General features: G+C 41.3%; 10 protein-coding genes and 1 other RNA gene. 7 read left to right on the top strand and 4 right to left on the bottom strand.

What is annotated here, in order from left to right:
- Nucleotides 1-392: 392 nt before the first annotated feature.
- Nucleotides 393-975, bottom strand: an RNA gene (gene rnpB / locus ACYVRH_RS00500) — RNase P RNA component class A.
- A 314-nt stretch (nucleotides 976-1,289) separates the two neighbouring features.
- Here rnpB and ACYVRH_RS00505 point away from each other — a divergent pair.
- The 7 genes from ACYVRH_RS00505 to ACYVRH_RS00535 are packed head-to-tail and all read left to right on the top strand — an operon-like array spanning nucleotide 1,290 to nucleotide 10,189.
- Nucleotides 1,290-2,147, top strand: coding sequence for a tetratricopeptide repeat protein (locus ACYVRH_RS00505; protein ID WP_461254973.1), 858 nt, complete (start codon nucleotides 1,290-1,292; stop codon nucleotides 2,145-2,147).
- Nucleotides 2,148-2,158: 11 nt separating this feature from the next.
- A complete protein-coding gene (locus ACYVRH_RS00510; RefSeq protein ID WP_461254974.1) occupies nucleotides 2,159-3,187 on the top strand; it encodes a rod shape-determining protein in 1,029 nt (342 codons plus the stop codon).
- Nucleotides 3,188-3,191: 4 nt separating this feature from the next.
- Nucleotides 3,192-4,103 carry a rod shape-determining protein MreC gene (gene mreC, locus ACYVRH_RS00515; protein ID WP_461254975.1) on the top strand — a complete coding sequence of 304 codons (912 nt, stop codon included), beginning with the start codon at nucleotides 3,192-3,194 and terminating at the stop codon, nucleotides 4,101-4,103.
- Entirely contained in the window at nucleotides 4,096-4,596 is a 501-nt protein-coding gene (gene mreD, locus ACYVRH_RS00520; RefSeq protein WP_461254976.1) for a rod shape-determining protein MreD, read from the top strand. Before mreC ends, mreD begins: the two co-directional genes overlap by 8 nt.
- 1 nt (nucleotide 4,597) lies before the next feature.
- A complete protein-coding gene (gene mrdA, locus ACYVRH_RS00525) occupies nucleotides 4,598-6,475 on the top strand; it encodes a penicillin-binding protein 2 (protein WP_461254977.1) in 1,878 nt (625 codons plus the stop codon).
- A 4-nt stretch (nucleotides 6,476-6,479) separates the two neighbouring features.
- The gene (gene rodA / locus ACYVRH_RS00530; protein WP_461254978.1) at nucleotides 6,480-7,790 is read left to right on the top strand and encodes a rod shape-determining protein RodA; all 1,311 of its coding nucleotides are present in this window, start codon (nucleotides 6,480-6,482) and stop codon (nucleotides 7,788-7,790) included.
- The gene (locus ACYVRH_RS00535; protein WP_461254979.1) at nucleotides 7,790-10,189 is read left to right on the top strand and encodes a TIGR03936 family radical SAM-associated protein; all 2,400 of its coding nucleotides are present in this window, start codon (nucleotides 7,790-7,792) and stop codon (nucleotides 10,187-10,189) included. The genes rodA and ACYVRH_RS00535 overlap by 1 nt, the downstream gene beginning before the upstream one ends.
- Before the next feature lie 140 nt (nucleotides 10,190-10,329).
- On the opposite strand, the gene ACYVRH_RS00540 is transcribed toward ACYVRH_RS00535, so the two are convergent.
- Genes ACYVRH_RS00540 through ACYVRH_RS00550 form a run of 3 tightly spaced genes read right to left on the bottom strand, consistent with a single transcriptional unit; the run spans nucleotide 10,330 to nucleotide 13,249 of the window.
- Nucleotides 10,330-11,067, bottom strand: a complete 738-nt coding sequence (locus ACYVRH_RS00540) for a hypothetical protein (RefSeq protein WP_461254980.1) — start codon at nucleotides 11,065-11,067, stop codon at nucleotides 10,330-10,332.
- Complete coding sequence (locus ACYVRH_RS00545) at nucleotides 11,064-11,735, bottom strand: tetratricopeptide repeat protein (protein ID WP_461254981.1); 672 nt, start codon at nucleotides 11,733-11,735, stop codon at nucleotides 11,064-11,066. The genes ACYVRH_RS00540 and ACYVRH_RS00545 overlap by 4 nt, the downstream gene beginning before the upstream one ends.
- Nucleotides 11,735-13,249, bottom strand: coding sequence for a sigma-54-dependent Fis family transcriptional regulator (locus tag ACYVRH_RS00550; protein WP_461254982.1), 1,515 nt, complete (start codon nucleotides 13,247-13,249; stop codon nucleotides 11,735-11,737). Before ACYVRH_RS00550 ends, ACYVRH_RS00545 begins: the two co-directional genes overlap by 1 nt.
- Nucleotides 13,250-13,254 lie beyond the last annotated feature (5 nt).

A 13,254-nucleotide genomic window follows, 5' to 3' on the forward strand; every position in this document is an offset into this window, starting at 1 on the left:
AATAAACAGTTACGAGAACACAATCAAAGAGCAAGAGAACTTACTGGCGGACTTACGGAAACAACTAACCGCAATGTCAGAAACCTACAAGAAGCAGTCGCAATTATCGGCGAGATACGCGCAAAGCTCAAAGTTCTGAAGGTAACTGTTACCGCTTTTTCGTAGTACGCTGTAACAACTAATACTTTACATAAATTATATCCAGAAGATTTCACACAAAGAACACAAAGAGGATTCAGGGGGTTTTTGTCCGTTATCTTATCGTGAAATTTCAAGATCAGCTTTGAAACAACTCCTAATCCCCTTTGTGTTCTTTGTACCTTCGTGATCTTTGTGTGAAATCTTCTAAAAAAAATCCAAATTAACAGTAATATATCTTGCTTTCACTAAGAAAAAAAAGCGATGAACCATAAGCCGGGTTCTGTACTCAAAAGCTCAAGCTTTTGAGGCTGCCATCTGTCTAAAAGAGCCGTTTTCGGCGCTTTTTTGCAGTCTACCCGCGCTTGACCGGCGGGCCGCCGGCGCGCATATTCGACTTTGCTCCTGATGAGGCTTGCCGTTTTCCAGTTTCGCCGGGAAACGGCGGGGAAGTTTTGCCTGCGGCAAAACTTCTGCCCATTACCCATAAAAACTGGAATCTTGCCGGCATTGTTGCCAATGCCGAGGTGGGCTTTTACCCCGCCTTTTCACCCTTATCTGACCACCTAAAATGCCAAAAACGCAAAATACTGAAAATATTAAGGTAACGATGATTTTTTAGTAATTTAATCATCATTTTCTCAGCATTTTAAGTGGTCAGACGGTATATTTTCTGTGGCGCTGTCTGTCCTGACCACCTGACCGCTTAAAATACCAATTTAATGAATAACTATCATTTTCTTAGCATTTTAAGCGATCAGGTGTTCAGTCCCGGGCGTTACCCGGCATCATGCCCTGCGGAGCCCGGACTTTCCTCCCGACTAACCTGACCACTTAAAATACAAAAACGCAAAAGATGAAAATATTAATGTAAATGATGATTTTTTAATATAATAAATCAACCATCATTTTCTTAGTATTTTAAGTGGTCAGGTGGTCAGGCGGCAGCCAGGTTCATCGCTAATAGAATATATCCCTTTTTTCGGTTAATTTCAAGCTAAATTTATCAGTTTTTATAAAATTCATTGACACTATATCGAAATTTCTGTAGAATTTCCGATAATAGAACAATGTTAGACAGTAATACTTGGTCCAATTATGGAAGACATATATACAGGCTCAAAAGACTTCGCTCGTTTGGAATCGCTTTTTTGTCCGTAGCAGTTATTATTATCTCTGTATTTGTAATTTTGCAATTTAAAAACAGCACAAAGAATGAAAGAAAAGAATTTTTACGCATATGGAATGAAGGCGATTATGAGCAGGCGTATAAACTCAGCAAGTTGGCATTAGAAGAAAAACCTTTAGATTATTTTTTGCTTACCATTAACGGTTTTTCCGCGTATCAAATGGGAATAGCGCAAATTAACAGCCAGAATACCCTTATCTTTATTAACGAATGCATATTCTCACTTAGAAAAGCGCTTCTTCAAAAAGAATCAAATAAAGACGGGAGGCTTTTTTACGTCCTTGGAAAAGCATACGCGTATAAAGGCGGCGAATATGCCGACCTTGCGGTAAAGTATCTGGAAAAAGCCAACAGCCTCTCTTATGACGCTTATGACATACATGAATATCTTGGCCTCGCGTATGCGTCTTACGGCGATTACCGCGGCAGCGTAAAAGCGTTTACCCAGGCTTTTGTACCGGGCAAACAGCCTTCTGATAATCTTTTATTGTCAATCTCGCGCTCCTATATCGCGATGGAAGACTACAATATCGCCATTGATTATCTTACGCGATGCAATGAATTTTCCGCAGATTCAAAATCAGTTATTGCATCACGCTTTATGTTAGCTGAAATTTCCAGAAACCGCTCCGATTATGACAGGGCGGAAAAACAGTATTTAAGCATTATAAATGACTTTGGCGAGAACGCGGAAGCCCATTATCAGTTAGGTGAACTTTATAGCCAGAGGGGCGATACGACAAGGGCGCGTTCGGAATGGAGAACGACTATTAGGCAGGATCCGGCTCACGCAAAGGCGAGAGCGCGGCTCAATATATAACGGAGGTAGCCATGTTAGGCGGCATATCATCAGATTTTGGCATTGATTTGGGAACTTGTAATACTCTTATTTACATTAAAGGAAAGGGCATAGTATTGGACGAACCTTCCGTGGTCGCGGTTGAGCGCGGCACAAAAAAAATTGTGGCGGTTGGCACCGACGCAAAGAGGATGCTTTGGAAAACTCCGGAGAATATTATAGCCATAAGGCCGATGAGAGACGGCGTAATCGCTGATATTGAATCAACGGAAAAAATGATCCGCTGTTTTATTGACCGCGTTTTTCCGCGTTACCGTTTTTTTAAACCCAGAATGGTTATAGGAGTGCCTTCCTGCATTACAGAGGTGGAAAGGCGCGCCGTGGAAGAAAGCGCGTATAAATCAGGCGCGAAGGAAGTTCGCGTAATAGAAGAAAGCCTCGCTGCGGCGATTGGCGCGGATATACCGATAAGGGAGCCGGCAGGGCACATGATTCTGGATATTGGCGGCGGAACTACGGAAATTTCAGTCATTTCACTGGGAGGCATGGTTGTTACAAACGCTATCCGCATAGGCGGCGATGAATTTGACGAATCTATAATTAAACATATTCGCAGCGTTCATAACTTGATAATCGGGGAACAAATGGCTGAAAAGCTAAAAATAGAGATTGGAAACGCGTCTCCTGAAAAAATGATTGATAAGATGGAAGTTAAAGGCAATGACGCGATTACCGGTCTTCCCCGCAGGCTGGAAATAGATTCAGTAGAAGTAAGGGAATCGCTTAAAGACCCCATCAATCAAATTATTGACGAGATAAAAATAGTGCTTGGAAAAACTCCGCCTGAGCTTGCCGCAGATATAGTAGATCGCGGAATTGTAATGACCGGAGGCGGCTCGCTTCTTAAAGGGCTTGACAAACTTATTCAAAAAGAAACGGGCGTTCCCGCGATAATAGCGGAAAACCCCCTGCTTTGCGTAGCCCTCGGAGCCGGCAAGTATTTTGATTATATAAAAGGCGCCGACCTTACCAAGAATATTTATGACAGATTAAACGGATAACGGCATGAATCGTGAATCCTTTGGTAATTCATCGCGAAGGAGCGGCAAATTACCGAGAGCGCAGATCAATTCTTCCGTATTTGTATTTGTAATTTTAATTATTATTTCAACATTATTGCTTTTAATTTCTAGCAGGAATTTTATTTTCGGGGTTAAAAACGCGGGATTGTCATTCTTTTCCGGAGTCAGGGGCGGAATTTATGAATTGTCATCGTTTGTTTCAAGGACGGTGCTGTCAATCAAAGAGCTTACAAATTTAAGAAAAGAACACGCGGATTTATTAAAACAACTTGACCGTTATCAGGAACTGGAACGGAGCAACGCTGAAATTTATCAGGAAAATAACAGATTAAAAGAACAGCTTGATTTTTCAAGAACGCTGCGGTACAGACGAATCCCGGCGCAAATATCGGGAAGGGATCCCCATAATCTTTTCTCTGCCCTTGTAATTAATAAAGGCGGCGCACATGGAGTTTCGAATAACATGACTGTCGTAGCGTGGCAAAACGGCACTCAGGCTTTAGTAGGAAAAGTAATACAAACAGGCGCTCTTGAAAGCCTTGTCATGCCCGTTTTTGACGTTAATTCCCTTGTATCATGCCGTTTTTCAGTATCGCGTTTTGAAGGAATTGTGGAAGGCCAGGGCAGTTCTGAAAATACTTTAATAATGAAGTTTGTCCCCCGCAGAGCAAGAGACGAAATAAATATCGGAGATATAGTCGTTACAAGCGGCATGGGCGGAATATATCCGCCCGGCATTAATTTAGGGCGCGTCAGCAGCATAAATATTCTTGAATATGAAACTACTTTGGAAGTGGATATTATTCCAATGATCGATTTCTCAAGGCTTGAGTATGTTTTTGTCATAGAAGCCGAAAGTCCTGATTTTGATTTTACGGGAACAATAGATGATTAGAAGTATTATTTGGACTGTAATTATATGCGTTGCCATGGCAATTTTACAATCAACATTGATCGCTAAAATCGCTATTTTAAACATTGTTCCCGATTTGGCCCTTTGTGTTCTGGTTTTTTCTTCTTATGTAAACGGAACAATGACTGGACAGATTTCAGGATTTTTGTCTGGATTGTTAATAGATTTTTTGTCAGTCGCTCCGATTGGCATGAGTTCCCTTATCCGCACGTTTATTGGCGCGTTAACGGGGCTTTTTAAAGACTCGTTATTTCTTGGTTATGTTATTATGCCGATTATTCTTTGCGCTACCGCGACTATCTTAAAGGCATTAATGATGTTTGTGCTTCATTTAATTATGGGATCGGCGATTCCCGCCTATTCATTTGTCAATACGGATTTTTGGATAGAGTTAGGGCTTAATTCAATATGCGCTCCATTGTTATTCTTAATATTAAGGAATTGCAAGTTTATGTTGATAGGCCGAGGTCAGTAAAATGCATGAAGATCAAGGAAATAGGATAAACGCTTTTAGAATTCTGCTTATTATAGTTTTTTGCGTATATTCCGTAAGGCTTTTTGGAATGCAGATTCTTTCCGGTGAAGTGTACCGTACAAGAGCGCAGGATATTTCCCGAAGGACATATTCCATCCCAACTCAGAGGGGGGAAATTTATGACCGTAAATATACCAGCCCTCTTGTCGTAAACAGGGATACTTTTGCCGTAAACATTACGCCTGCGGAAGTTCCGCGCGGCAGTATGGATGAAGTTATAAATTCAATTTCAATAATATTAAATCTGCCCTCTGATGAAATAAAGTTAAGGCTTCCCAGCCAGTATTTACAGCTTTATCAGCCCGTTGAAATAGCGTCTAACGTTCCGTTTTCAACAATTGCCGCGATTGCCGAAAGGAAAAACACGTTGCCCGGCATTTCATGGAATATCAAATCTGTGAGAAATTACGTAAATGTCGGAAGTCTTTCGCATATCCTAGGTTATGTTGGCGATATTACCCGCGATGAACTTACGTCTCTTTATAACCAGGGGTATCAACAGGGGGATGTAATAGGAAAATCCGGAATTGAAAAGCAATATGACCAGCTTTTGAAAGGCAAACCAGGCATGGAAACAAGAACCGTAGATTCAAGGGGCAGGCGGATTACGGGCAATGAGAATATAATCCGCGTTCCTCCCGAAATAGGAAGAAATCTTGTTTTAACAATTGACGCTTCATTGCAGACGCTTGTTGAAAAAGCGATAGGTTCCCAAATAGGGGCCGCCGTCGTCATGAAACCGTCAACGGGGGAAATTCTTGCCATGGTTTCTTACCCGTGGTATGATCCGAATGTTTTTACAACCGGGCTTAATTCCGTTTACCGCGCGTTAGTTGATGATCCGGCGAAACCGTTCATTAACCGCGCTATTCAATCCGGTTATCCTCCGGCTTCCACTTTTAAAATAATAATGACTTCCGCAATCCTCAATGAAAATCTGTATTCGCCGGATCAAACCGTAATGTGCAGAGGGGTAATGAGGTACGGCAACCGCGATTGGCATTGCCACCTGCGCTCAGGGCATGGCAGAATGAATTTAGCGACGGCTTTAAGCCAGTCATGTAACATTTACTTTATGACGGTTGGAAGGGATTATGTGGGGGCGGAAAGAATCGTGTCCTACGCGAAAAATTTTGGTTACGGTGAAATAACGGGAATAGATCTTCCCGGAGAATATTCAGGATTTATACCTACGCCGCAGTGGAAAGAACGCCGCTACCATGAAAAATGGGTGTTAGGCGACACTATGAATATGTCAATCGGGCAGGGGTATACTCTTGTAACTCCGCTTCAAATGAGCAATTTGGTCAGCATGATTGTTAATAATGGAAAAGCGTACAAACCTTATATTTTAAAAGAAGTGCGCGATCCTGCCACAAACGCTATCGAAAAAGTTATTTTACCGGAAGTGCTTCACGAAAGTAAAAATATAAGCCCCGCCGTTTATGAAACGGTTCGTCAGAATATGAGGTATGTAGTCAGCCAGGGGACGGCGCAATATCCTTTAAATATGAGAACCGTGCAGATTGCGGGAAAGTCAGGAACGGCGGAAATGGGGCTTGTAGACAGATGGCATTCTTGGTTTACGGCTTTTGCCCCGTATAACAGCGTTAATCCTGATGAGCAAATAGTAGTGACCGTAATTATTGAAGCGTCCATCTATCAGGTTTGGATGGCTTCCGCCGTAAGCGCGATTATTTTTCAAGGGTATTTCGCAAATCAGGATTACGAGACGGCGATACGCTCGCTTGGATTTCAGTATATGTTAAACCAGCAGGGAACTCAAGGAACACTGGGTACCCTAGGTACACAAGGATAAAAAATTGAGATTACGCAATATTCTTGAAATTGATTATTTTTTACTGCTTCCGGTAATTATTCTAATGGTGTTAGGCGTTCTTTTTATTTATTCATCAGGAATGACATCGGCTGGCGTGCAGGTTTCAAACGAGTATTACAAACAAATTATATGGGTGTCCGCAGGTTTGGTAACGGCTGTTCTGCTTTCATTGGTAAATTACCGAAGACTTTATAATTTATCGTTATATATATATTTGTTTTCACTGCTGCCGCTTGTCTATACATTATTGTTCGGCCATGATATTTATAATACTTCCCGCTGGCTTAGAATAGGTTCTTTCGGAATACAGATGTCGGAATTTGTAAAAATTTCCGTTATCATTATGCTTTCGCGTTTTCTTGCGGACACCGACCGCAACAAAGAGTCATTTTCCCGTTTCATTGTTTGCTGCATAATAACATTTATTCCAATGGGCATAGTCCTTCTTCAGCCTGATCTTGGAACCGCGTTGGTATATATAATGATTCTTATAACAATGATATTCATGGCCGGAGTGCCTATGCGTTATGTGTCATTTATGGTTTCATGCATCGCTTTAACGGGAGTCTTGATGGTTCTTCCCTTTTGGCAGACTTATATATTGCGTAAGACGCTCGCTTTTCTTACGGCATTGACGAACTTAAAAATAATTATTATATCAATTACATTTTTTGTTATAATCGCTTCCATCGCGCTTTTTGGATATTTAAAGTACAAAAAAAGGTACTTTTTCTGGCTTGTTTACATATCGGCTATTATTGTTTTCTCACTTGCCGCCTCATACGGCGCGCGCAAAGTGTTAAAAAATTATCAAATGATGCGCCTTATTGTTTTTCTTGATCCGAATGTTGACCCGCGCGGCGCGGGCTGGAATATAATCCAGTCTGTTACGGCAATTGGCTCCGGAGGAGTGATGGGCAGGGGCTTTTTACAGGGCACGCAAAGCCATTACCGCTTTCTGCCCGAACAAAGCACGGATTTTATTTTTTCCATATTCTCGGAAGAGGCTGGTTTTATCGGAGGAATATTTGTTTTCGCGCTATTCCTATTTATATGCTACAGATTGTTATTGACAATGAAGACGGTTATAGACCCTTTTGCCAAATATTTTTGCGCGGGTCTTGCCGGGATGATATTCTTTCATTTTATAATTAACGTTGGAATGACAATGGGAATTATGCCTATTACGGGCCTTCCGCTCTTATTTATGTCATACGGAGGTTCTTCCGTTATGACTTCTATGATAGGTATTGGAATTGTCTTGAGCATTTACATAAGAAGGTTTAACCGTTAATGCCTGCCGTAAGGTATGTTGACCCTATAAAGGAATTAGGCGGACTTCTTTTAAATGTGGAAAAACCAGAGCGTTATACAGGCGGCGAGTTTGGGCGGCTTGCAGCAAATAAAAAACTTTCAGATAACGATTTATGCGCTATAATAGCGTTCCCTGACCTTTATGAAATAGGGATGGGAAACCATGCCGTGCGGATTATTTACAACCACATGAACCGCGAAAATAATTTATTTTGCGACCGCGCTTTTGCGCCAGCGCCTGATTTTGAAAAATTGTTACGTGAAAAAAATATTCCTATTTACGGGCTTGACACGGGAATAAGCGCCGCTTCCGTAGATTTGCTTATGTTTACCCTAGGTTATGAGCTTGGTTTAAACGGCATACTTACAATTCTTGACGTTTCAAATATTCCGCTTCACTGTGAAAAGCGGAATAGTACTCATCCGATTGTAATCGCGGGTGGGCCGGCAGTTTCCAATCCATTGCCATACTCGCCTTTTATTGACGCTTTTTGGATAGGGGAGGCAGAAGATAATTTTTTTGATCTTGCATCTGAATTATCCGTATTAAAAAAAAGAGGGCAGGGCAGGGCAGGGCTCCTTGAAAAAATCGCCTCCCATCCCAATGTATGGGTTAAGGGGAAAAAAAATGCCCGGCGCGCGATTGCTACGGGTTTTTCACAAAGCGCGTATGTGTTTCCTGTTCCAAGCATGAAAATTACGCACCATCACGGTACAGTAGAAATTATGCGCGGCTGTCCCAATGGCTGCCGTTTCTGCCACGCCGGTTACTGGTACAGGCCGTACAGGCAAAAGGAAGAAGAACTTATCGCCTGTCAGGTAAACGAGATGGTGACAAAAGGCGGATGGCAGGAGATCAGCCTGTCTTCCCTTTCTTCGGGCGACTATGAAGGAATTACGGAATTAGTTGAAAATCTTAACGAGCGATTCAGAGGTTTGCACGTTTCATTCCAACTGCCCTCGCTTAAAGTCTCAGGTTTTTCACTTTCAATTTTAGAACAGATCGCCGTAACAAGGAAAAGCGGATTAACATTTGCCGTTGAAACGCCCAAAGAAGCATGGCAGGAGGCAATCAACAAGGAAGTGACAAAGGATTCAGTCGTTTCTATTATTCAAGAGGCAAAAAAGAACGGATGGAAAGGGGCGAAATTTTATTTTATGATAGGGCTTCCCGTGCCTGTTTTTGACAAAAAGGAAGAAGAGGAAATAGTTTCATTTATCGCCGATATTGGCAGAAGAACCAGAATGCACTTTAACATTAACGTAGGAATCTTTATCCCAAAACCGCATACCCCCTACCAATGGGCAACACAGCTTGACAGCGAAACGGCTATAGAAAAACTTAATTTTATCCGCTCAAAACTAAAACCTTTAGGGCATAAGGTAAGCATATCAGACGCCCTCATTTCACAAATAGAAGGCTTGTTAAGCAGGGGGGATGAAAGAGCGGGATTATTATGCGAACAGGCGTGGTCAGCCGGAAGCAGGCTTGATCCATGGAGCGAATTTATTAACAAAACGGAATGGCGCAGGGTACTGGAAGATAACCGCAGCGTCGTAGATTCAATTTTATCGGGAAAGAATAAACCGTTTCCTTGGGAAAATATTGATTCCCATATAACGCCTGAATACATTAGGCAGGAATTTGAAAAATCAGAAAACAGCCTTAGTACTTCCTCATGCAAGGAAAAATGCAATAATTGCGGAGTATCATCTAAAATAGCGCCATGTCCGCCAAAAAAGTTAGAAAATCAAATAAGCAAACCATACTCTTTTGTTAACCGCAAAAACACAGAAGTTAACGATAATTCTTTGCATAAAACCGACCCGTCAATATACAGGGTATTGTTCAGTTTCAGCAAAGAAGGGAGTGCGGTATTTCACGGACATTTAAGCCTTATAGAAATTTTTTCATTGTCATTCAGGAGAGCGGGAATTTCAGTAATGTATACAAAGGGCTTTAACCCCCTAATAAAAATGGAATTTGCGTCCCCGTTATCAATTGGCGTAAGCGCGGATTGTGAAATTGCCGCTGTGGATTTCACGGAAGAAATACCGATGGAACACTTTGTTACTGATTTAAACAGCAGTTTACCTCATGGGTTTTCCATTAAAAAAGCGGAATCCTTTTTAATAAAAAGCGGCATGAAAAAACACTCATTGTCATCGTTATTGTGGGGTTTTGAATATGCGCATAATGACGGAGTTGATTATGTTAACCAAAAAGAAGAAAAAGTTTACAGACAAAACCGCATAAATAAAGGCGAGACCTTATTTTCATTAAAACGAAACGAAGTCCTTGCGCGAAATATAACAAACGAGAATGCAAACCAATGGATACCGTACTTTAACGCATACCGCTTTTTATACCCAAATTGATCCCCTTGAGGGGTTAGCGTTAACTGCATAACACCGCTACACGTTACTATTCATAACGCGTATTCTGTCTACCAGCGAATATCTGCTATTATGTTCGCGCTCCTGTTCGTGTGGTTCGTGGTAAAAAATAAGAAACAATATTAATTCTCCTGAGGCAATTTAAAAATACTGATATGCGTGGGCTTGCCGTAAAGCCTTGTAAAATTTCTTGGATGTCTGCCTACGGCGACAATATACATTGAAACAAAAGCATTTTGAGGAATACCGCTTTCTCCTGAGACATCGGCATTAATAGTTGGATTTCTTTGAGATGACTTTTCATAATCTTTTAAATCATCGGTACTGAAAAAATATCTGTCCTCTGGTTCTGGATTAAATTTCCCCTCGCCATTTGAACGTAAAAGTATAAGTTTATTTCCTCTATATTCAATATAAGGCTCTACGCCGGGTATTGGGTCAAAATTAATGCTAAAAGAACCGCCATTTATTGAAAGTACCGTACCGATATTTATCCCATCAAGTTCATAATATCCCCTGCCGCTGAATGTGGTTGAAGAAGGAATTGATGTGGCATTTGTCCTGTCCGTATATGAAGATAACCCGGTGTAATCAGATGATATTCTTGGAAATCTTTTCAGTATTTCAATACTATCGTTGTCATCATTGCTGGTATATATCTTGTAAAAAATGACATACCCTGTCGCATAATGAGAAACATCATTGAGCAAATTGGGTGGAATGTTTATTACCGCTTTAGTATTTTTTTCACTCGTAATAACTTCTTCCGGCACTTGAGGAATATAATAGTACTCGTCAATTCCGCAGGTTAATAAAAAAAAACAAAATCCAAATATTACCGATGTTTTAAGATAATTCATTTAACATCAATGACTGCAAGCCTGCTCCTTGCAAGGCTATGCCAGACCGGCATTTCAGGCCATTTAATCAGTACTTCCCGATACGCTTCAACTGCGGCTGTAGAATTGCCAAGAGTTTCATAAAGCCTTCCAATTGAAAATTGGGCGCGTGGAGCCGCCGGAAACTCAATCTTTTGGGCTAGGCACTGTTTTAAAAGCTCAATCGCCTGTTCAAGATTCCCTTGTTCTTCCGAGGCGGCGGCTGCGTTAAATAACGCTATCGGGGCAAGGTAGGTATTATTACCGGTTTTTACTGCGGAAAGCCATGCGTCTTGAGCAAGACTCCAGTCCTTTCTTCCGGAATAAATCTTCCCGATAATAGACCATGCTTTGCTTCCCGCAAATCCTTTGTTTTTTTCCGCAAAAGTTTTAAGGTCGGCAAGCAGATTTTCCAAATCTTCAGTATAAAAGTCTTCATCACTATTTAAAGTTAATTCATCATACCTGCCGTATAATTCGTCAAGTTCTGCGGTCGCTTTCTTGTTAAGCGCGTCGCTTATTGAAAGAAAGGCAATCAATCCAATAAACAGGAAAAGCAGTATGCCGATGGTTATAAATATCGCTTTTCTGTGGTTTTTAATAAAATCGTTGATTTTTTCTCCGACATTATCATTCTCGTTGTTTTGCATTATATCTCCTTGGGATTACTTATTTTAAGCTCTTTTATCAATCTTGACAAGTAAGTACGCTGTATAACAAGAGCCTTAGCGGTTTCCGTTTGATTCCAGTTATTTTCATCCAGTACTTTGCGAATAAAGTTGGATTTAAACACGTTAAGCGCGGTTTTTAGATTACGCTCCGTTATTTCTTCCTCGCCTTCGCGGGACGTTGATTTTAAAAATAGGTCTTCAGGCTCAATCCATTTATTTTTGCCGATTACGCACGCCCTTTCTATGCAATTTTGCAATTCCCGGACATTGCCCGGCCATGAATAGGAAAGCATCGCCTGCAGCGTTTCGTGTGAAAATCCGCTGAATTGTTTCTTGGTTTCCCGCATAAAATTTTTAAGGAAAAAATGCGCCAATTCGCCAATATCTTCGGGACGCTGGCGCAGGGGCGGAATATAAATAGGCAGAACGTTAAGGCGGTAGTATAAATCGCTTCTAAAAGCGTTGTTTTTTACCTGTTCTTCAAGGTCTTTGTTGGTTGCGGCTATAATACGCACGTTTACGTTTACCGTAACATCAGAGCCGACCTTTTCAAATTTTCTTTCCTGTATAACGCGCAATATTTTCGCCTGCAGCGACAGAGGCAAATCGCCTATTTCGTCAAGAAAGATAGTGCCGCCGTCCGCCATTTCAAAACGGCCTTTTCTGGAAGAAATGGCGTTTGTAAACGCGCCTTTAACATGGCCAAAAAGCTCGCTTTCCAGCAAGCCTTCGGGAATGGCGGCGCAATTTACCCTTATAAACGGCGCGTTTTTTCTTGCGCTGTTTAAATGCACCCTCTCCGCGAATAATTCCTTGCCTACCCCGCTCTCCCCTAAAAGTAAAACTGAAGAATCTGTTTTTGCAGCCCTGTCAATAATTTCCAATATTTCAAGAACAGCCGGGTTTTTTGTTATAATTGTTTTAAACTGATCGTCTTGCAGCCTGTCCTGCAAGTTTTGAATTTCACTGCGTGCCTCTTCCATGATTTTTGCGTTGACAACGGCCAATGCCGCCTGATTGGCGAAAATCTCAAGCCATTCAAGATCTTCCTGAGTAAAATCCGCTTCATTCTTTTTATTAATAACTTCTATAACGCCGATACAATCGTCTTTAACCCTCATGGGAACGGCCAAAATGGTTTTTGATTTGTAATTAATTTCTTCTCCGATATTGTGCAAATGCCGCTTGTCATTTTCAACGTCGTTGACAATCAGAGATTTGTTGTTTTGCGCCACCCAGCCCGCGATTCCTTCTCCGGTTTTAACTGTATACTTTTGAACTTCATGGCCCTTTGAACCCAGCGCGACTTCAAAATAAAGCTCGTTTTTTTCCCTGTCCATAAGCAGAAGGCTTGACGCTTCAGCTTCAGAAAGACGAGTCGCGGATTCCATAATTTGGGATAACAGGCTATGGATATCCTTGTAATTGGAATTTATTAGAGCGTTTATCTCTATAAGAGTATGAAATTTTTCAACATCGATCTTTGACAGCATAGCCG

The organism is Treponema sp. R80B11-R83G3, assembly GCF_054786115.1.

Bases quoted from the DNA above. Each gene is read 5' to 3' on its own strand.
- ACYVRH_RS00510 (WP_461254974.1), top strand. From the start codon at position 2,159: ATGTTAGGCGGCATATCATCAGATTTTGGCATTGATTTGGGAACTTGT.
- mreC (WP_461254975.1), top strand. From the start codon at position 3,192: ATGAATCGTGAATCCTTTGGTAATTCATCGCGAAGGAGCGGCAAATTA.
- mreD (WP_461254976.1), top strand. From the start codon at position 4,096: ATGATTAGAAGTATTATTTGGACTGTAATTATATGCGTTGCCATGGCA.
- mrdA (WP_461254977.1), top strand. From the start codon at position 4,598: ATGCATGAAGATCAAGGAAATAGGATAAACGCTTTTAGAATTCTGCTT.
- ACYVRH_RS00535 (WP_461254979.1), top strand. From the start codon at position 7,790: ATGCCTGCCGTAAGGTATGTTGACCCTATAAAGGAATTAGGCGGACTT.
- ACYVRH_RS00540 (WP_461254980.1), bottom strand. From the start codon at position 11,067: ATGAATTATCTTAAAACATCGGTAATATTTGGATTTTGTTTTTTTTTA.
- ACYVRH_RS00545 (WP_461254981.1), bottom strand. From the start codon at position 11,735: ATGCAAAACAACGAGAATGATAATGTCGGAGAAAAAATCAACGATTTT.
- ACYVRH_RS00550 (WP_461254982.1), bottom strand. From the start codon at position 13,249: ATGCTGTCAAAGATCGATGTTGAAAAATTTCATACTCTTATAGAGATA.